Genomic DNA, 21,529 nt, shown 5'->3' with positions numbered 1-21,529 from the left:
ATCACACAATTTAAAAGGACTTAAATCATAAAAATCAGATATCGGCATTTCTTTGTTTATTCAATTTAAGATTAGATTAAAGAAAGGGAAGCCAAATAAAAAGAAATTAAATTAGATTATGCCCCCAAGGATACGGAGGTCGGTCATGCGACAGTTTACGTCTCTTCATGTAGCTATTCTAGCACTTGGAAGTTTATGCCTTTCTTCAGCTTATGCTGGTTCTACCTTAGTTCCAATGTCAGATGCTGAGTTGTCAGCTACTCGTGGCCAAGCCTTGATGAGTATGTCTTATATCGCACCTACCGATGCTGCAAGTAACTCAAGTACTAACGGAAACATGGGCTTTTATCGACTTGCCCTAGATGCCCAGTTAGAACTGAATGCCAACATTAAAAAATTACAATTAGGTTGTGGTGGTGTTAATGGAGCAGGGGCTTGTGATATTGATATCGATTATTTGAGCCTAAGTGGGGGCACTGTCGATAGTACTAGTGCGGAACGAGCTGCGTCCTCCGCCGTTATTACAAACCCATTTTTAGAGTTTGCCGTTAAAAACCCGAATTCTGCATCTACACGTGAAATACAAGGTTTCCGATTAAGTGCTAAATCTCTTTCTGGCCTACTCACTTTTGGTTTACAAAATGGCGATGCTGTAAGTGGTATTAACTCTTTGAGTGGATACATGGTAACTAAACCAACAGGAGGTACGGTAACTACCAATCCTTACTATGGTATTACCCAAGATGAGACAGGAACAGCAATTACGGGACGAGCACAATTTATAGGTAATGTAGCAACTCTTCCATTTACATCTACTGATTATAATCTAAACCTGGGGGCAGGCAGTGGAACTCTATCTATGGGACAGCAAATTATTACGGGTAAACGTATAAATACAGCCAATTTAAATGCGACTGCAAGAGTCGGAGGACTTGCTGTTACTGGAACTTTAGATGCAACTGCTTCATTACTCGGTATTCCTGTTCCCATTTCGGGTAATGTAACTGGAACAGTAAATAATTTAGATGTAAATGTAGCAATCAAACAAAGCTTGGGTTATTTCCATGCTGCCCAATTAAATGGATCTGCTGGTTATTTGTCTGTGCAGGGGGTGAATATTCTGTGGCCTGAGGCTGCATCAACTGCCCAAACAGGATGGTGGTTAGAGCTTACAAACCCGATTGATATTGGTCAAATTACTCCTACAGGGAGCGTCGATATTGCTTTAGCTACTATTAATGATGCTTTAGGGCAGGTCAGCTCTTATTTAAACAGTAATCCGGTTCCATGTGGGCCACTGGCATTAAGTTGCTTAGCTGGTAATCTTCCTATTGGAAATGTTGATTTAGCAGGTAAAACACCAGCTTCTATGAGCTTAACTAATGTGGTTTTACAAAAACAAAATTTCTCAGCTAACTGTTATGGTTCTCTAAAATTCTGCTGATTAAGATCATTATTTGAATCATTTTTCATTCATCGGAAAAATGTATTTTTGCTGATTTAATTTTGCATTTGAGTAAATATTCAGCATAATGGAAATGTGGAAAGGTTGGCAATTTTTTAAAAGTTTGCCTTCGTGAGATGAAAAAGGAAATTATTTTATCTCACATCAAGGACTGTTAAAGAAAAATAAATATGGTGCGCGGCATCGTATAAAACAGGAAGGTCACGATGACTACACTTAATTATACGGTCGGTTTTCGAAAAACCGTTTTAGCAAGTTTAATTGGCCTCTGTTTAAGTCAATCGAGCTTTGCTCTTGAAGAGCTTTCTGATGCTGGTTTAAGTGAAACTACAGGCGAAGGTATTGCAATATTACCCCAAAACGCATTTATGGTATTCCGTGGTGCTGGTCCCAATGAATCTGTAAATCAAATTATTACTGACCGTAGTAAAGATACAGGTTACATTAACTATGTACCTGTAGGCCCCTTAAGTGTTGCAGCTGCTGATACTAGTGGTAATGGTACTGTTGGGCCAGAAGATAAAGCAGTAGGTAAAGCTGATATCTTTCTTTATGGTTTAGCACTTTCCAAATCGGATGGTGATGCAAACTCACGTATTACTAATACTGCAACAGCAGCAGCGATTTCAAGCTGGGGAACAGGTGCGAACCCATGGGTATTCAAAGTAAAAACTGCGAACAATGTTCCTAACTTTAGTACTACAGATAGCGGTGGTTATCCTGTTACGTATTTATCTTTAGAGGCTCCTTTATATCAACCTACTATTGATGGTGCAGAGGGTGCAGATGCATATAATTTAAAATTAGGTTTATGGGCGGATGCATTTGTACGGAATCCTAATATTGTAGCAACGACAAATGGCTCTTTAGCACAATTCCAATATGGCGATAGTAATGGATTAATTGGTACCAGTATTGATACAAGTCGTGCTAACCGTTTGCGATTACAAGGTATTCTAAATGGCTTTAGTCTGAATGGTAGCCAGATTAGTATGTTTCAAACACTAGGTGGGGCAACCTCTGCTGGTGGAATGAGTCCTTTTTATAACAATACTTTGGGGATGTCAGGTTTAGTACGTTTAAATACTGGTGATAGTAAAGATACAGGTATTGTGACTGAGAATGTTACGAGCCAAACCCAAACCTATGCGTCGAGCACCAATAATGGTTGGCAAACAGTACATGCGGGTGCAAATTCAACATTAAGTACAAGCAGTAGTGGCGACTGTGGTAATAGCAGTACAGGAAGTTTCAGTACATCACGTGGCTGTCGCTATTATGTAGAAAATCGTACTAGAACAGATACAAAGACATCAAGTAAGACTCGAAGCGCCTTTAACGATACAAGTAAAGTTTTACGATTGAGTACTCGTGAAACCTCTGACTCACCTAATGCGTCAAACAATTTATATACGCCCGCATTAGATGCTACTGGTGCTATAGCACCGAAGTTCGCAGATACTGAAGGTTTATATTTATACAATCCAAATATTAACTTAGTGTTAGGTAATTTATATCAACCACTTATTTTGGGTTCTGATGGTAAAAACTTTAGTATAGAAATTGCGCGAATTGCCAATAAGCCAGAAATATATAAGCAGATTTATACGGACTACACTGGTGCCGACACGACTTACAAAGGATCTACCTGTAACGTTTATTCATGTGCTAATCCAACACACAGCAGTATCGCAATTGGGACAGTTTACAGCCCTGATAATGGAAAAACTTTGTTAGCAAATACAAGTGAAGGCGCAATTGGGGTTTCCTTTGGTCGTTTAATTTCAACAGGAACACAAGTTTCTGGAACTTCCGCTGGTAGTCTAGTTTCACTGACCAACTCTGTATCTGGAACGACCTCGGCATCTATGACAGAAGTCCGTTTTAAACAAAGACAACAAAATACTCAAATATGGAACCAAGAATATAGTTGTGGTTTGTTTAATTCCAACTGTGGTTATAAAACATTAGGATATTTATATCAGTGGGAATATAACCAAGGTACAGGTACTTGGGTGATTACAAACCCAACAGCAAAACCTGCTGATGCAGCGAAGTGTTCTGGCGCATTAGGATGTACGAGTACATCAGGTTCAACCCCAATGTATGGAACGGTTTCAAACCGTGACTGGAGTAATTCTGCTATTCCATGGCTCACATCAAGAAATGCTGTGGTCAACGATTTAATTGGTAGTAGTAACGGTACCACAGGCTATGTGATTCCAACTGCTAATCAGGCACCAGCATTAACGAATATTAGTCCTCTAAACAATTTAGGTTCTGCTGTGGTGGATGGTTTGCTCATCCAACATTTAAAACTCACCACAAAAGGTCTATAAGAGGAGGATAATGCGATGAAAAAAATAACTGCTTTACTCCTTACTCTTTGTGCAACTGCGACTCATGCAGAATTACAGACTTTGGACAACGACGCTTTACAAGCCATTAATGGCCAAGCAGGTGCTGATTTATCACTCATGCTCAATTTAAACCAAACCAGTAACAGCATATTTGATAATAGCAGTGGCGGCGTTTGTGAAAACGTAGAGTTCTGTCATATTGGTTTAGCGATTAATAAACGTTTTGTGCAAGCAGATGCAACTAAGCCAAGTGGGTGGGCTGAAAATAGTGATAGCGGTAATAAGCTTTGGTTAGTGTTTAAAGGTGTTCAAGGAACTTTAAACATTCAAAAAATGGGTTTGGATGGTGCTGATTTGAAGTATCTTGATAAATCTAATACCGAAATTATAAAACCTGCTATTCAACTTAGTTTTAGTGCAGCACAACCAATTTTAATACGTAACTTTGGTTTTAATGCTTTATCCATTGAGCAAGATAACTTTACAAGTTCAACAACGACCCAAGGCTCGAGTACGAATATGTATGATTATGCATATTTCAAAAAACCAACGTATGCGGCGACTGCAAACAGTGCAACTCAGCAAGTGGCTACGGCGACACCTTCAGCCTACGACTATGGGCGTGAAACAGGTTTTATGGGTTTAATGATGAACGGCAACTTGGCTATTCAAGGAAAAGTCATGGTGTTTAGCTGTGATGGTAGCCATCCCCGTTGTTAACGGTTAATGTAGATTTCAAAGGAACTGAAGTGATGAACAAAAATAAAGAAAGTCACGGCTCAAAGTTTATTTTAAATACATTAACAGCCAGCATGTTGTTAGTGAGTGGACAAGTTTTTGCTTTAGAAGCTTTAACCGATGCCGATTTGAGTGCGGTCAATGGTCAAGATGGAATCTCGATTCAAACGACTTTCAACGAGATCAATGTTGATAATGCTTACTGGGATGACCATGCGGGAACGCCAACAAATGCTGATCAAGTTTTAAGAGCTCAAGCGAGCGGTGTAAAAATACAAAAAAGTAATGCATCTACACAAGCTTTAGGAACGAACTACCGTTTAGATGTGGGAAGTAATACGACTACAGGTAAAGCTGGGGTCGATTTTTCTATGCAAAGTAGTCCATCCCTCATTACGGTAAATAGCGTTAAGGTTTGTAATAGTTCCGCTACATGTTCACCTACGTTAGGGCAGTTGGCTATCCAAACAACTTCACCTTTAAATTTAGCATTGACTACTCAAGACGGTTTATTTAGCCCAAATAGCCAGTCAAATATGACATTGGGGATAAATAACGCAAATATTTATTTAGGACAGTTAGATGCTCGTAGTCAGCTCAACCAACTAATTTTAAAGAATTTTAACTTTAATTTTGTGGGTAAAGGGGTCATGTTTATTGACCCTATCCGTGGTGTGGTTTTACAAACGAATACTGGAACAAATGTGGCTGCGGTTGGGCAAACCCCAAATAGTACTTATGGCTATGTCGATTTTAATCGGGTAGCCGACTCAGCTTCTGGTTTAACAGCGGGTACTTATGTTGATAGCAATGGTAAAGTGACTAATTCGGGTCTAAACATTGAAGTAATGCTTAGTTCCAATGTAGATAAAACCAATCCTTATGGGTTGGATGCGACCAATACACCGCAAAATTCAAAAGGTTTAATCCGACTTGGTGCAAGCGGACGTATGGTAAATAGTTATTTACAAGTCCGTGGTATGGATGGCTCTTCGGACACGACAACCTTAGGTACAGCAAATACTGCCTCAGGCACCACCTCAAGTAATAGTATTTTGGGTAATACGGGAATTGCCTTTCGTATGAAAGGTGAGTTCACTAAAGATAACGATTCTATGCTAGGCGCCGATGGCAAAGCCACGACTTTAGAAATTGGTGGGGCAGGGCTGAACGCCTATGGTTTCGAGTTTGGTAATTTAACGGGACTTAACTCGGCGACGCGTGGTTATTTTGATAGCGGGAATATTTATTTAAATCTTGCCGATACAAAAAACTTATTAATGCCAAATAACGCGACATTAAATAGTATTCGTTTAGGATCTGGTACTTTAACAACCGCTGCCGATTATCAACATAATATTCACCGTGATACGGTGACTAATCCATTTAGTTTAATTCTTGCGATGCGTGGAGCGGAGTTTCAAGCATTTTCAAGACGAGGTCGTTTCACCACAAGTGCGAATGTCGCTGCTGCTAATCAATTTGCAGATAATGGTTTAAGTAACCAGTGGGGCTTGGCTTTACCTTTTTATAATTTAAATGCCAATGCAGCAGTTTATGGGGTAGATGCACCTGCGAATAGCGCTTTTTACTATACAAAAGATGCTAATGGTAGACCCGTTCAGAATGCTGTAGGTACCTCAGGAACGACTTCGCGTTTAGGATTTGGTGTTGCTGTTGGCACAACAGGACGTGATGCAGGCGGTACAAAAACAACTTCAATTTTATTAATTGATGGTTCTCCAAATGCCAATAATGCGGGTAATCCTACCGACTATTACATGGGCTTACGTAATATCGATATGTTCCTCAAAGGTAATGGCACTATCGGTTTAGAAAATGGCAGTTTAAATATCGGTTTAAAAGATATGTTACTGGCCTTATCAACTGAAATTGCAGCGGGTTATTTACCAGGTGCTAAATATAAAACTTGTCCGGCAACAGGATCTTGTACTTCACCAATTGATAACTTTGCCAGAAATAATGATGTCTTATTTGGTCTTAAACTACGCTTAGGCGGTGATTTAAATTTATCGATAGTGCCAAATAGTTCAATTGCTGATGGTAGTGCACTCACTGTTTTGGGTGATTTTACGATGCCTGCCACAGCAACTGGAAACTCAGTCCAAATTAGTGATCCGATTGATGGTTCTGCAATTGGTTTTGAGAATATGACTGGTAAGCTTGCGTTTAACACGGCATTAGTTGTTGGAAAAGACAGTGCGAGCGGTTTGGGTAAAGTAGGTGTAAATACCGCAGTGTACTTTAACCCTGATAAGAACATTGATGGTGCTTTGCGTGTTAAAGATATTAATTTCTATCCACCTTCAACAGGGGCAGGCGCACGTTTAGGTGAACTTGCAATTACTGGTGGACGTTTAAATAGTAGCTTCAGTATTGTGCCGAGAAATGGTGCTTTTAACTAATAAAGAAAAGTGGCGATATCGCCACTTTTTATAAAAAATTTATTTTGAATGTGATTGGATTTGCATTCGTCGGGTTATAGGGATAATTGTTTTGTACTCATCTATTATTCTGATAATCTGAACAAATAATAAACGTTTGTCTCTTAAGGATTAGAGCAACATGAAAAATAAAAATATAGTCTGCTGGTTATTATTTGCCAGTAGTTCAAGTGTTTTTGCGATGCAGCCATTAGATGATCAAAGTCTTTCAGCAACGACGGGTCAAAATGGTTTAACGCTAGGCATTCAGGCCGATAAAGTTAAATTTAATCAAGTCGCCTTGATTGATACCAATGGTATTGCCTCTACCTCTTACAATAGTAAAGCTGGTCTCGTCATTGCGGGGAACTCTACTAATCCCGTTCCAAGTATAGAATTTATTAAAGCGGCTGTATCGACCAATCCTTCTTTCAATATTGCTATAGATACCGATGCAGGTGCGGGTAAGCCTTTTGTTAACTTGGCTGTCACGATGGGAAGTGACGTCAATGGTATTCGGCTTACACCATTTTCAGTTTATTTGGCCCCCAATACATCAGTCTCTAGCCCTTCTGACTATGCAGTAACCAGTTATGCACCAAAATCAATTTTTAGTTCGGGAACAACAGTAAATACAGGAGTGAAAGAGCTGATTCGCTCTACTGGAAATTTAGATATTAACTTTGTACAGACCAATAAACCTCGTTTAAACATTCAATTGGGTCATGCAGCCCAGTCTATCATGGTCAAATTTGGTGGAGCCATTCAATCGATTTGTTCTGCGGCATCTGGTTGCCCAATTACTTTAGTATCTGATAATACTGGCGCTAACTTTGGGTTTAAATTTGCAGGAACAAATTCATCTACAGGATTTGTTCTTGATGGGTTTTATGCTGGAGTTGACCCGACGGGGCTTACTTTTGGCAATACAGGTGTCTCAAGTAAATTTGATGCGTCACTTAACAATATAACTTTAGGAAATGCGGGAATACAAAGTCCAACAACGTTTAATAATTTACCTAATGGGTCTATGGGGAGTTTTGGAGTCACGGGTGCTTCGGTAACCGACTTTAAAATGAAAGTAAGCGGTTTTTAAAAAATAATCACTGAACTTGAAATAAAAAAAGAGGATGGTTGTATAAACAGCCACCCTCTTTTATAAATTTTAAGTAACTAGCTATGTGATGAACTGGTTTGTTCTAACTTTTGAACAATATCATCTAAAGCTTTAATGCGTTTAACTTGGTCCCATAGTTCTTTGGCTTGAGGGTAGGCTTTGGTCATCATGCCTAACCATTGCTTATAACGACCCACCATACCAATTTCTGTTTTTGCTTGACCATTTAAAAAACGGATTTGCAAATCAACCAGTTGTTCCCAACTAAATAATGCCTCATCCATATTATTACGAATGCACTGCGTTAAATCGGGAGTCGTCACAGCACCACGACCAATCATTAAATCTTCACAACCAGATTGCTGTTGGCAAGCTTTAGCATCGGCATTGGTCCAGATTTCGCCGTTAGCAATGACATTAATTTTTAAAGCTTCTTTAATCGGTAGAATTTTTTCCCAGTAGGCAGGAGGCGTATAGCCATCTGCTTTCGTTCGCGCATGTACTGTTAGCCAGCTTGCGCCAGCATCTTCGACCGCATGGGCATTTTCTATGGTGTGGTTTTCATCGAGATAACCCAAACGCATTTTTGCTGAAACAGGAATATGCGCTGGTACAGCATCGCGGACTGCTTTAATGAGCATATGTACCACGTCTGGTTCATCGAGAAGTACGGAACCACCGCGATGTCTATTTACTGTTTTTGCAGGGCAACCAAAATTAAGGTCGATTGCAGGAGCACCTAGTTCAACCACTTTTGCAGCATTTGCTGCCAGCATATCTGGGTTGTTCCCTAAGAACTGAACATGCACGGGTGTTCCAGCAGCTGTTTTACCGTCGTTCTTTAACTCAGGACAAAAACTATAATAAATATGGTCGGGTAAAATGCTGTCTGTAACTCGAATAAACTCGGTTACACACCAGTCGAAATGACCAACAGATGTGAGCGTATCCCGCATGATCGGGTCAGTTAAACCTTCCATTGGAGCGAGTATGAGTTTCACAGTCTGAGTCACCTGATTAAAACAAAACAGCGTTATACGGGATATGTATAACGCTGTCTAGTAGTGCTGAAATTTTAATTGTTTTATCGGCCTAATATCATTTCGAGTACAAATTTACTGCCAATAAAACCAATCGCTAAAAGGGCAAAACCAATTAGGGTAAAACGAATCGCTTTTTGACCGCGCCATCCGAGTTTGTAATGGCCAATGAGTAATGAACCATAAATAATCCATGAAATAATACTAAATACGGTTTTATGAGCGAGATGCTGAGCAAAGAAGCTATCAACTGTTAAGAAGCCAAATGCAAGAGCAATGGTTAATAAAATAAAACCAGTAATGATTAAGTCAAATAACAATGACTCCATGGCCTGAATAGGCGGGAGTAAGTTGACCCAAAAACGTTTTTTTTGTTTCTTTTTGAGTTCACGATTTTGGAACCATATTAAGATGGCATGTATGGTTGCCATGAGTAGAACTGCATAGGCAGAAAGTGAAAGAATAATATGAGTATCTAGGCCTAACGAATGCTGCTCAATAAACTGATTTGGTTTGCTAAATGCAAAACCCAAAATAAGGCCAATAGCCGCTACAGGAATACCGAGTAAGTTTAAAGGTACAATTGGACGAAAAGTACTAAAAATTAAACTTAACAACAACATAAGCCATGATGTAAAAGAGACTAAATTAAAAACATCATAGTTAATTCCTAAAGGCGTCAGCATGGCATGGCATAAAACTGTACCGTGCAGCAGCAGTGCCAAGGTCGTAACAAGAGCAAATAACCATGGGTTTGGTTCACGTTTTGACATTAAACGTATGAACAGATACCAGAAAGAAGTGGTATATGCGATGAGTGCCAAAATTGTGTAAACCAAGGGGAGGCTAATCATGTCAAACCTTTTTCAGGATTAATTCATCTAGATAAGATATAAATTCGCTGCGAACTAAAGTATCCTATAGCATTCTATGCATAAATTTTCTATTTCGAGAAAGATTTTTTTGCAACTAGCCATTTTAAGCGGATTTTGCAATGTTTGATACCTTAACAGAACGACTCACGCAGAGTTTAAGAAATGTTACTGGCTCAGGGCAGCTGACCGAAGACAATATTAAAGATACCTTACGTGAAGTACGTATGGCTCTTCTTGAAGCCGATGTCGCGTTACCTGTAACTCGTGAATTTATCGCGAAAGTTAAGGAAGAGGCATTGGGCCAAGAAGTGATGACCCAGTTATCTCCAGGCCAGGCATTTGTAAAAATTGTCTATGACGAACTCACCAAGATGATGGGTGAGGCAAATGAAACACTGGATTTAAGTGCTAAGCCTCCAGTTGTTGTATTGCTTGCTGGTTTACAAGGTGCAGGTAAAACTACAACTGCTGCCAAGCTGGCACGTTTCTTAAAAGAACGTCAAAAGAAAAAAGTAATGACCGTTTCTGCCGACGTTTACCGTCCAGCAGCGATCAAACAGTTAGAAACTGTGTCAGCAGAAGTTGGCGCAGGCTTTATTCCATCAGATCCTTCTGAAAAGCCAATTGATATTGTTAATCGTGCAATTGAGCAGGCAAAAATCCAGTTTGCTGATGTGTTGATTGTCGATACAGCGGGTCGTTTACATGTCGATGAAGACATGATGGATGAAATTAAAGAATTGCATGCAGCAGTTAAGCCAACTGAAACTCTGTTCGTGGTTGATGCCATGACAGGTCAGGATGCTGCAAATACTGCTAAAGCATTTAACGATGCTTTGGCACTTACAGGTGTGATTCTTACTAAAACTGACGGTGATGCGCGTGGTGGTGCGGCACTTTCTGTACGTGCTATTACCGGTAAGCCAATCAAGTTCTTGGGTATGGGCGAAAAGCTGGATGCCTTAGAGCCATTCCATCCGGATCGTGTTGCTCAACGTATTTTAGGTATGGGTGACGTACTTTCTTTAGTCGAAGAAGTTGAACGTAAAATCGACAAAGAAAAAGCCGAGAAAATGGCGAAAAAATTGCAAAAAGGCGGTAGCTTCAACTTTGAAGATATGCTGATGCAATTTGAGCAAATGAAAAAGATGGGCGGCATGATGGGCTTCTTAGACAAGTTGCCTGGTATGAGCGGTGCGGGAATTCAGCAAGCGATTGAGCAAGCGAACCCTGAAAAACAAGTCAAAAAGATGGAAGCTATTATCCAGTCAATGACTGTTAAAGAACGCCGTAACCCAGACCTGATGAACCCAAGTCGTAAAAAACGTATTGCGGCAGGTTGTGGTATGGATGTTGCTGAAGTGAATAAGCTCATTAAGCAACAAGCGCAAATGGCTAAAATGATGAAGAAGTTTGCGAATCCATCTGGTATGAGCAAAATGATGCGTTCATTAGGCAATATGCAAAAACAATTTGGCGGTGGTGGCGGTATGGGACCACTGTTTGGTAACAACGACCAAAAGAAATAAAACCATAAAATAAAAGGCGCCTAGAGCGCCTTTTATTTTGTTCTGTATTTTAGTCTTTAGGATAATGAGCAATATATTGCTGTAACCCTTTAAGCAAAAGATCTTTTTCAACAGTTGGCTGGTACTTCTGCAGAAATTTAGCAAAAAGAGGAGCATCTCCACCTGTGAGGAGCAGCTTTTTAGGAGATTGCTGCATGATGCTTTCAATTGTACTAATCAGGCCTAACAAAATACCGTGGTGTACAGCATCTACTGTGTTATTTCCCGGGTTTAGATTATCAAAAGCCGAATCGGGAATTTTAATACCTTTAGTATTTTGAATCAGCGCATCGCGCTGCAAATAAAGGTTTGGCAGAATATAACCGCCTAAATGCTGTTTGCCCTTGGTTAAATCAATAGTAAGCGCTGTTCCGCAACCAATAATACAATAATTTTCTTGTTCCTCTGCCACAGCCAATACTTGTAACCAGCGGTCAATCCCGAGTTGACTCGGTACTTCATAGCCACATTGTAGGCCTGCATATTCCGAATGGACTTTGGCAAAAACAACAGGGATTTCAAGCCATTTTAAAATCTGCTGAATACGTTGGTTGTTTTCAGTATCGAGTACTGAAGAAATTCCAATGCGATGCAGACCCTGATGTTTAAAGTGTTGGATTAATCCAAGTAATAAATCGGCAGGAGACTGCAAATGTAGTTCAGCTGCATGTTCAATAATTTTCTGATTTTCAGTAATCCAGTATTTTAAACGTGTGTTTCCGATATCAAGCCATAAACTTTTCATGGGGAAAATACCTGATTACTGAGTTGTCTGTGGTCTTAAACGACCTTGATAAAACTGCTGTGGCTCTGGAGTTTCAAGAATTACTGCACCTTCATTAGAAATTCCAACAAAACGGCCATGTACCAATCCTTGACTATGTTCGAATTGAACTAACTGATTCAACCAAGCTGCATGATGGTTAAAACGACCTGCTAAGTTATAACAACCATGATCAAACCAGCGAGCTGCATTTTGAATTGCAATATAGAGTTCTGAAATCAGCTCAAGCCTACTCATTTGCTCTAGACCTAAATCTTCTAAAGAGGTGATTGGCTGATCACTATCAGTCACTGGTGGTGTTTTTAAATTAATCCCTACGCCTACAATAGCCTGATGCTGAGAAAGTGGTTCGACCAAAATTCCCCCCCATTTCCCATGCGCACTATACAAATCATTTGGCCATTTCACTTGCAAGCTCAAAGCTTGCAACTGCGGGATTTGCAAAATATTTAGAGCAACTTCAAGTGCTAAGCGACCATCTAAGGGTGTTCGAGTTTGCACCAATGTGCTTAAATAAATGTTTCCTTCAGGTGAAATCCACTGCCGTTGATGTTGACCTCGCCCTTGAGTTTGTTGAGCACTGCAAACCAAGCCTGTTGTAATGCCTTTCTGGGCAATTTCACGAATATCATCATTGGTCGAAGTTGTGGTTGCTTTTAATAAAACCACTTCTGGAAGCTGGTTTTTTGCGCTTAAAAGTTGTTGTAGTTGGCGAGTCTCTAAATCCATGTTGAATATGAGCAGAGTGGTAAAACATTTATGGAGTTAATCATATATTTACTCATTGGCGCAATTGCTGGTTTTACTGCCGGATTGTTTGGGGTTGGTGGTGGACTAATTATTGTACCAATCCTCTATGTCGTTTTTACCCAGTTGCACTATGACCCTGCGGTAATCATGCATATTGCAGTAGGAACATCGCTTGCAACCATTATTGTGACGTCGTTTAGTTCAGTTTCTGCCCATCATAAAAAAGGTGCAGTACTTTGGCCTGTTTTTCGTAATTTGGCACCTGGGCTAGTGATTGGTTCATTCTTAGGGGCGGGGATTGCCGATTTGATGTCTGGTCAGCATTTACAGCTCCTTATTGGGGTTTTTGCAGTTGTGATGGCCTATCGCATGTTTAAAGGCGCAAATGTTGTTGTTGACCCAACACGTCAGCTCCCTTCAACACCTATGCAATTTATGGCAGGTGGTGGCATTGGTATTGCCTCTGCAATTTTTGGTATTGGAGGCGGTAGCTTAACCGTTCCGTATTTAAACCGTCATGGCGTAGTCATGCAAAAAGCAGTTGCGACTTCTGCCGCTTGTGGTTTACCTATTGCTGTAGCGGGTGCAATTGGCTTTATGTGGTTTGGTGCTAAAGAGCACATTTCTGTACCTAATACGATTGGTTATGTGCATATCTATGCGTTTATTGGTATTAGTGTCATGAGTTTTGTGACGGCTAAACTTGGGGCTAAGGTTGCACATGCTTTATCACCACAAATGTTGAAAAAATGCTTTGCTTGTTTGCTCGTGGTAGTTGGCAGTTACTTTATTTATAAAGGTTTTATGAATTAAAAAGCGCATTTAGTTAGAAAAATATAGAAAAAGAAGCTTAGACTCACATGGTTTAAGCTTTTTTTATTTGAAGATTTAAACAGACTAAAGATAAGTTTTTTCATCCGATTTCTGTATGGATTTTGGGCGGGTTGGCTTAAAATGCAATAAAATTGTCAGACAATGACATAGTTTTTAATGGATGGGATCAGTTAAAAACAAGGATGCGAAAGAAAAGCATGGATTAATGCATATAAAAAGTAGCGGGTGATTTATGAATCTCGAAGAGACAGAAAGTCTTTCTGAGCAAATTGTAAAATATATTAGCGAACAGATTATTAGCGGCGAATTGGTAGAAGGCGAACGCATACAAGAGCTTCGTATTGCGAAAGAGCTTGATGTAAGTAGGGGGTCGGTTCGTGAAGCATTATTATTACTTGAACGTACGCATTTAATTGAAATTTTTCCGCGTCGGGGCGCAATTGTCTCAGAAATGTCTGCACAACAAGTGAAAGCACTGTTTGATACAAACGTGATGCTATTAGGACATATCGTGCAACGCATCAGTGAAACATGGCGTGCGCACGAAGCTGATCAATTACAGCTCTTATTAGAACAACTTCTTGAGCATGTAAAAGCAGGCGATATCGAAAAATTCTACGATGCCATTTTCCAATATCTGGCTGAACAGCAAGATATGGTCGGTAATCCTTACTTAATGAAATTTTATAAAGAATTATTACCTTCTTTACGTCGTAGTTATTTTTTGACCCTAAATACCTCTAAAAGGGAACTGCAAGAAGCGTTTGCATTATTTAAACTCGTGACTGATGCAATTTTAATCCGAAAATCACAACAAGCCGCTTTATTTATGGAAGATTTTTGTCGACACTTACGTAACCTTGTGTTGGAATCGCTGACACGAATGAAACAGATTGAATTGGCTTGGGCGAGACGCTCACGCCGTTAGTTAGGGCATTATGCGTTTAAGCAGTTTAAAACTTTCCGGCTTTAAATCTTTTGCAGATAGTACAACTTTAAATTTCAAGGCTAACCGCACAGCAGTGGTTGGTCCAAATGGTTGTGGCAAATCCAATGTTATTGATGCGATCCGCTGGGTGATGGGTGAGTCAAACGCTCGTCAGCTTCGTGGTGGTAGCATGCAAGATGTTATTTTTACCGGAACATCCAAGCGTAAGCCAGTGGGTGTTGCCAGTGTGGAACTGCGTTTTGACAATACCTACGGCAAATTGGGTGGAGCCTATAACGCTTATAACGAGCTCGCTGTTCGTCGTCAGGTGACCCGTGAAGGTAAGTCTGAATATTTCTTAAATGGTACACGTTGCCGCCGCCGTGATATTACCGACATTTTCTTGGGAACGGGTTTAGGGCCACGCTCTTATGCTGTGATTGAACAGGGCATGATTAACCGTTTAGTTGATGCTAAACCTGAAGAAATGCGTATTTTTATTGAAGAAGCAGCGGGCGTCTCTCGTTATCAGGCGCGTCGCCGCGAAACCTTGCAGCATCTTGAACATACTGAGCAAAACCTTTCACGTTTAGAAGATATTGCGCTTGAGTTAAAATCACAGCTTAAAACGCTAAAACGCCAGTCAGAAGCTGCAGTTCAATATAAAACCTTAGAAAGTCAGATTCGTACCCTAAAAATTGAAATTTTGTCTTTTCAGGCAGATAAAAGTGTACGTCTACAAGAAGAATATACAGTTCAAATGAATGAACTGGGCGAAACTTTTAAGTTAGTCCGCTCTGAGTTAAGTACAATTGAACATGATTTAGAATCGACCAGTGCTTTATTTCAGCGACTTATTCAGCAATCTTCACCATTACAACAAGAGTGGCAGCAAGCTGAAAAGAAACTGTCTGAACTAAAAATGACTCTAGAACAAAAACAGAGTTTATTTCAGCAAAATAGTACGACACTGGTTCAATTAGAACAGCAAAAAGCTCAGACGAAAGAGCGTTTACAACTTTCCGAGCTACAGCTTGAAACGTTAAGTAATCAGCTAGAAGAACAAACTGAAGCTTTAACGACGGTTGAACATACCGCAGCCGAAGCAGAGCAAAACTTTGCTGCTTTACAAGCACAGCAGCGTCAAGCACAGCAACAGTTTGAACAAGTAAAAGCTCAAGTTGAAAAACAACAGCAGCAAAAAATGCAAATGTCTGCGCAAATTGAGCAGCTAGGCAAAAATGTTCAGCGCATTGAGCAGCAAAAAGAAACGCTGCAACATCAGGCAAGTCAGATTCAATCGCAAGTACACGAAGATGAACAAGGTGAGCTTGAGCAACTACAACAGCAGCTTTGTCGTGAAATCTCAACGTTAGAGGCTGATATTGAGCAGTATGTGCAACAGATTGAACAGTCTCAACAAGCGCATCAGGCAACTAAAAATCAGCAACAAACACTGAAAACAGAAATACAGGTTTTATTATCTGAGCAGAAAAACTTAAGCCAGCTTGTTGCTAAACAAAGTCCAAAGCAAAACCAAGATACGCTACGTTTAATGCAGGCTCTAGAGTTAACGGAGCAGGGTAAGCCACACGCGCAGATTGTTGAAAAGTTTTTAGCAAAATGGTTGCAGGCGCATATTGTTGAAACCGAACAAGTCTTTCAGGAAGGAATTGCTCGCCAGTTAAAACCGTCAGAACAAACAAGCAAATTTAAAGGAAATTTGGCCTGTTTAAATGACTGGATTGCGTCACCACAGCTTTCAATATTTTCAAATGTAGCGATTGCGCAAAATTTATCTGATGCTTTAAATGAGCAAAAGCAACTACAACATGGCCAGTCTATTTTGACTTTAGATGGTTATCATGTCGGGCAAGATTGGGTCATTGCTCTTATGTATGATGACGAAAGTCAAAGTGCACAAGGTATGCTCAGTCATCGTATTCGTCTAGATGAAATTGAACAAGTTCTTCAAAAGCAGCAACCTGAACTACAAGCATTAGATCAAGTTACTGTTCAGCAAAAAGAAAAACTTGCACAGGTACAAGCTGACTTACAGCAGAAACAACAAGTTATTAAACAACAACAAAAAGACTTGCAGCAGCTAGACGTGCAAATTGCTAAACAGCAAACTGCGGCACAAGCATTTTTACTGCAAAAACAGCAATTGAAAGATCAGTTAGCTCAGTTAGACCTGCAACTTGAAGAAGATGCAATGCAAAAAGACGATCTTGAAATTGATTTGCATGCGCTTGCGATGAAGCTAGAAACCATTTTACCTGACTATAAAACTTTGCAATTTCGGGTAGAAGAATTAACAGAACAACTCGAAGAGCAACAACAAGTTTTACAACAGCAGCAGCAAGAACGCGAGATTTTACGTCGTAACAGCACGCAGACGACTCAACAAATCGAGCTGCTTGAAAAAGATATTTCATTCTTGCAGAGTCAATATCAACAAATTGCAGCGCAAATGGAACAGGCGAAAAAGTTTGTTGACCCTATTCAGTTAGAGTTACCAAACCTTGAATCAGAGTTTCAGCAACAATTTGCTCAGACTGAAAAGTTGCAAAAGACTTGGAATGACTGGCAGCTTGAGCTTAATAGTGTGCAAGAGAAGCAACAAACACTCACAGACCAACGCCATCAGTACCAACAGCAAGATGAAAAGCTTAGAGAGCAGCTTGAAGTCAAACGTTTAGCATGGCAAGCAGCTAAATCAGACCGCGAGCACTATCAAGAGCAGCTAAAAGAGCTAAATGCTGAGCTTCAAACAGGCTTAAAAATAGATTTAACCGAGCACCAGCAAAAACTGGAAAAGGTACAAAAGCAGTTTGAAAAAATCGGTGCGGTTAACTTGGCAGCCTCACAAGAGTTTGAAGAAGTTTCTCAGCGTTTTGATGAGTTGAGCCACCAAATTCAAGACTTGGAAAATACGGTAACTCAGTTAAAAGATGCGATGAAAAGCATTGACCAAGAAACCCGTAAACTCTTTATGACGACTTTTGACCAGATCAATCAAGAGTTGCAAAACCTGTTTCCAAAGGTTTTTAATGGTGGTGAGGCAAGTTTAAGTCTGGAAGATGACTGGCAATCTGGGGTTAAGCTCATGGCGAGACCACCTGGAAAGAAAAATAGTTCTCTAGCATTACTTTCCGGTGGAGAAAAAGCGTTAACGGCGTTAGCATTAGTATTTGCCATTTTCAGGTTAAACCCGGCACCGTTTTGTGTACTTGATGAAGTGGACGCACCACTCGATGATGCGAATGTACAGAGATATTGTAATTTGGTAAAAGAGCTTTCTGAACATGTACAATTCATTTACATTACACATAATAAGCTGGCGATGACCATGGCAACTGACTTGTTGGGTGTAACCATGCCTGAACCGGGCACATCAAAATTAGTCACTGTCAATTTAGAACAGGCAAAAGAATACGGGTTAGTTTCGGAGTCATAGAATGGAAATCAATACGATTATTGGCATCGTTGTTGCCATTATTATCATGCTAGTTGGCTTAAGAATGATTTTAAAAAAGCCGAACCATGCTGAACCCTCGCTAGACAGTGATTTACATATTAATCCTGAAAGTAATCAACCGGTTATTCCTCGTCATGTACGAGACCAACTTGAACAGGCAGAAGCAGCTGTAGCATCATCAGCTGTTGCTGAACGTGTAGAACCGACTTTAAGCGAGCAGGCGCAGCCAAAAGAACAGGAAACAAAAGAAGTAGAACAAGCTTCACAAACTCAAACAGACCAGACACAAGCACCCGTTGAAAATACTCCAGTAGAAGAAGTTAAAGCTGAAGAAAATACTGTTAGTCCAACTGTAAGTGAAAATAGTTCAGTTGAGTTAACTGATACCGTTTCTGCTGCAACAGAAGCTACAAGCTCATCAGAAGAAAAAGTGGCAGAAGAGCATTCTAAAGCAGAACCTGAATTAAGCTTAAATCCGAACATTGAAACGGCTGAAATTGCCGAGTTTGAAGGTGAAAGTAATATTCTGGATGTACATTTGCATGAGCAACAGCGTTTTGACGACGAAAGTGCGTTAGCAATGGCTGAGCAGATTATTGCACTAAATGTTTATCCAAATCCGCGCCGTGCGTTATCGGGTGATAAGGCACTGAAAGTACTTTTAAAATACGGTCTACGTTACGGTGAAATGTCTTGTTTCCACCGTTATGAAAATACCGATGAACCAAGTGCACTCATGTTCTCTGTACTTCGTATGACAGATAACGGTCCAGCTGGTTTTGATTTGGAAACTTTATCTGCGGAACAAGTTCAAGGCTTGGCATTTTTCCTTGCACTTCCAAACAGTAAGGCAGTTACTGGTTTTGACATGATGACCAGTATTGCAGGTCTTATTGCTCGTGAAATTGATGGTAAGGTTTATGATGAAAATAACCTTGAGTTTACGCCACAGTTAAAAGAACATTGGCGCCATCATGTGATTGATTATCGTCCTGCACAGGCAACAGCCTAGTTTAAATTTTTTGTATAGGTTGCGATAATTGCAACATATCTAGTCGCAGCTCAGGGTGGAGAAATTTCCACCCTTTTTTATGGTGAATAACATAATGGCAATAACTTCCGTGATCGAACAGATGCGTCAGCTTATTCAACTGATTGCAAAGCATAACCATGCCTACTATGTCATGGATCAGCCGACAATCTCGGACAGTGAATACGATCATTTATTTCATCAGCTAAAAGCTTTAGAAGAGCAATATCCTGAACTTGTACAAGCTGATTCACCAACAACGAAAGTAGGTGGACAAGCGCTTTCAAAGTTTGAAAGTGTGACTCATGTGGTGCCAATGCTTTCCCTGGGCAATGTATTTAACCAAGAAGATTTATTTGCATTTGCACGCCGTGTAGAAGAGCGACTACCAAACCAAAAAGTACAATATGAAGTTGAATTAAAACTCGATGGTCTTGCAATTTCACTATGGTATGAAAATGGAGTATTGGTTCGTGGTGTAACGCGTGGTGATGGTGAAACCGGTGAAGACATTACTCAAAATGTAAAAACCATTCGTAACTTACCTAAAGTTTTACACTCGGAAAAGTACGAAATTCCACGTTTGCTCGAAGTTCGTGGCGAAGTACTCATGCCAAAGTCTGGTTTTGAAAAACTCAATGCCGACCAAGAGGCAAAAGGCGAGAAAACCTTTGCTAACCCTCGAAACGCAGCAGCAGGAAGTTTAAGACAACTTGACCCAAATATTGCTGCTAGCCGACCTTTAGCATTTTATGCGTATGGTATTGCGCAGTGTGAACCAAATCATAACTTAACGACCATGCATGATAGCTTGCAATGGTTAACGGAACTTGGTTTTCAAATTGCGGAACGTCAGTACTTGTGTAACTCAATTCAAGAAGTACAGCAGCGCTACGAACAAATTCAGCAAGAACGTCCAAACCTACAAGTTGAAATTGATGGTATGGTCGTAAAGGTCGATGACCTAAAACAGCAACAGCAGCTTGGTTTCTTAAGCCGTGAACCACGCTGGGCAACTGCTTATAAATTCCCTGCGCAAGCCGCACTGACCACTGTTGAGCAGATTGACTGGCAAGTAGGCCGTACTGGGACTTTAACACCTGTAGCACGCTTAAACCCTGTTTTTGTGGGTGGTGTGACTGTTTCTAACGTGACTTTGCATAATATTGGTGAAATTCATCGTCTAGATGTACGCGTTGGAGATACGGTAAGTGTTTATCGTACTGGTGATGTTATTCCTAAAGTAGAAAAAGTTTGGCCAGAGTTCCGTCCTGCTGAAGCAGAGATTGTTCATTTACCTGAAAACTGTCCAGTATGTGCTTCTCCAGTGGTTATGCCTGAAGGTGAGGCTCTCGCACGTTGTTCTGGTGGATTATATTGTGCTGCACAGCGTATTGAGGCTATTCGTCACTTCGTATCGCGTAAAGCTCTGGATATTGAAGGTCTGGGAGATCGTTGGGTTGAGTCTTTATTACACCTCGATTTACTCAAAGATGTTGCTGATATTTACCATTTGCATGAACACAGAGAAACGCTGTTGGGCATCGAAAAAATGGGTGAAAAGTCAGTACAGAACCTTATTGATGCCATTGAAGCTAGTAAGAAAACAACTCTTGCGCGTTTTATTTATGCCTTAGGTATTCGTGGGGTAGGTGAAACAACAGCTAGAATGTTAGCCAATACATTCCAGACATTAGAAGCTCTTAAAGCTGCTGATATTGAAGCTTTGAAGAAAACTCCTGATGTAGGCGATATTACTGCTGAATGGATTGCTGATTTCTTCTTGGCACCGCATAACATTGAAGTACTCGATCGTTTAATTGCTGCGGGTATTCATTGGGATGCACCAACTGCGCCAACACGTCAGCCATTAAATGGTGAAAGCTGGGTACTTACAGGTACATTAGAGCAAATGACGCGTGATCAGGCGACTCAAATGCTCCAAGCATTAGGTGCGCGTGTAAGTGGTAGTGTATCGAGTAAAACTAAATGTGTGGTTGCGGGTGAAAAGGCTGGTTCAAAACTAGAAAAAGCAGCGAAATTAGGTATTCCTGTCATGAACGAAACAGACTTCTTATCACTCATGGCGGGTTATGGGCAGACTTTGAGCTAAAA

15 protein-coding genes are annotated in these 21,529 nt (G+C 40.3%); 11 read left to right on the top strand and 4 right to left on the bottom strand.

Annotated features, from left to right (window positions below):
* The first annotated feature begins 145 nt into the window (after positions 1-145).
* The 5 genes from ACIF8R_RS06645 (at position 146) to ACIF8R_RS06625 (ending at position 8,103) form a co-directional block, all read left to right on the top strand.
* Complete coding sequence (locus ACIF8R_RS06645) at positions 146-1,444, top strand: hypothetical protein (RefSeq protein ID WP_396479829.1); 1,299 nt, start codon at positions 146-148, stop codon at positions 1,442-1,444.
* A gap of 227 nt (positions 1,445-1,671) precedes the next feature.
* Complete coding sequence (locus ACIF8R_RS06640; RefSeq protein ID WP_396479827.1) at positions 1,672-3,804, top strand: hypothetical protein; 2,133 nt, start codon at positions 1,672-1,674, stop codon at positions 3,802-3,804.
* 15 nt (positions 3,805-3,819) lie between these two features.
* Positions 3,820-4,545: a DUF6160 family protein gene (locus ACIF8R_RS06635; protein ID WP_396479825.1), complete on the top strand. Its 726-nt coding sequence runs from the start codon at positions 3,820-3,822 to the stop codon at positions 4,543-4,545.
* Positions 4,546-4,577: 32 nt separating this feature from the next.
* Positions 4,578-6,989, top strand: a complete 2,412-nt coding sequence (locus tag ACIF8R_RS06630) for a DUF6160 family protein (RefSeq protein WP_396479823.1) — start codon at positions 4,578-4,580, stop codon at positions 6,987-6,989.
* Between the two features lie 160 nt (positions 6,990-7,149).
* Positions 7,150-8,103, top strand: coding sequence for a DUF6160 family protein (locus ACIF8R_RS06625; RefSeq protein ID WP_396479821.1), 954 nt, complete (start codon positions 7,150-7,152; stop codon positions 8,101-8,103).
* A 77-nt stretch (positions 8,104-8,180) separates the two neighbouring features.
* On the opposite strand, the gene ACIF8R_RS06620 is transcribed toward ACIF8R_RS06625, so the two are convergent.
* Together ACIF8R_RS06620 and ACIF8R_RS06615 are read right to left on the bottom strand one after the other, a co-directional pair.
* Entirely contained in the window at positions 8,181-9,125 is a 945-nt protein-coding gene (locus ACIF8R_RS06620) for a tRNA dihydrouridine synthase (protein ID WP_396479819.1), read from the bottom strand.
* 83 nt (positions 9,126-9,208) lie between these two features.
* Positions 9,209-10,018 carry an inner membrane protein YpjD gene (locus ACIF8R_RS06615; RefSeq protein ID WP_000624644.1) on the bottom strand — a complete coding sequence of 270 codons (810 nt, stop codon included), beginning with the start codon at positions 10,016-10,018 and terminating at the stop codon, positions 9,209-9,211.
* A 140-nt stretch (positions 10,019-10,158) separates the two neighbouring features.
* Between ACIF8R_RS06615 and ffh the strand changes: the two genes are divergently transcribed.
* Complete coding sequence (gene ffh / locus ACIF8R_RS06610; protein ID WP_000460622.1) at positions 10,159-11,568, top strand: signal recognition particle protein; 1,410 nt, start codon at positions 10,159-10,161, stop codon at positions 11,566-11,568.
* A gap of 49 nt (positions 11,569-11,617) precedes the next feature.
* Here the strand turns inward: ffh and ACIF8R_RS06605 are convergent, their stop codons facing one another.
* Both ACIF8R_RS06605 and ACIF8R_RS06600 read right to left on the bottom strand, forming a co-directional pair.
* Complete coding sequence (locus ACIF8R_RS06605; protein ID WP_396479817.1) at positions 11,618-12,352, bottom strand: pantothenate kinase; 735 nt, start codon at positions 12,350-12,352, stop codon at positions 11,618-11,620.
* 15 nt (positions 12,353-12,367) lie between these two features.
* Positions 12,368-13,120 (bottom strand): biotin--[acetyl-CoA-carboxylase] ligase, encoded by a 753-nt coding sequence (locus ACIF8R_RS06600; protein WP_396479815.1) that lies wholly within the window; start codon positions 13,118-13,120, stop codon positions 12,368-12,370.
* A 30-nt stretch (positions 13,121-13,150) separates the two neighbouring features.
* Between ACIF8R_RS06600 and ACIF8R_RS06595 the strand changes: the two genes are divergently transcribed.
* The 5 genes from ACIF8R_RS06595 (at position 13,151) to ligA (ending at position 21,527) form a co-directional block, all read left to right on the top strand.
* Positions 13,151-13,954 (top strand): sulfite exporter TauE/SafE family protein, encoded by an 804-nt coding sequence (locus tag ACIF8R_RS06595; RefSeq protein WP_022575885.1) that lies wholly within the window; start codon positions 13,151-13,153, stop codon positions 13,952-13,954.
* 253 nt (positions 13,955-14,207) lie between these two features.
* The gene (locus ACIF8R_RS06590) at positions 14,208-14,903 is read left to right on the top strand and encodes a GntR family transcriptional regulator (RefSeq protein WP_022575884.1); all 696 of its coding nucleotides are present in this window, start codon (positions 14,208-14,210) and stop codon (positions 14,901-14,903) included.
* A gap of 10 nt (positions 14,904-14,913) precedes the next feature.
* Entirely contained in the window at positions 14,914-18,363 is a 3,450-nt protein-coding gene (gene smc / locus ACIF8R_RS06585; RefSeq protein WP_396479813.1) for a chromosome segregation protein SMC, read from the top strand.
* Position 18,364: 1 nt separating this feature from the next.
* Positions 18,365-19,396, top strand: coding sequence for a cell division protein ZipA C-terminal FtsZ-binding domain-containing protein (locus tag ACIF8R_RS06580; RefSeq protein ID WP_396479811.1), 1,032 nt, complete (start codon positions 18,365-18,367; stop codon positions 19,394-19,396).
* 94 nt (positions 19,397-19,490) lie between these two features.
* Positions 19,491-21,527: an NAD-dependent DNA ligase LigA gene (ligA, locus tag ACIF8R_RS06575; RefSeq protein ID WP_396462941.1), complete on the top strand. Its 2,037-nt coding sequence runs from the start codon at positions 19,491-19,493 to the stop codon at positions 21,525-21,527.
* The last annotated feature ends 2 nt before the right edge of the window (positions 21,528-21,529 follow it).

This window comes from Acinetobacter sp. ABJ_C4_1, from assembly GCF_044538495.1.
In the GTDB taxonomy this organism is placed as follows: Bacteria; Pseudomonadota; Gammaproteobacteria; order Pseudomonadales; family Moraxellaceae; genus Acinetobacter; species Acinetobacter nosocomialis_A.
Note: the sequence above shows the minus strand (reverse complement) of the source record. Positions and strands in the feature narration are given on the sequence as shown.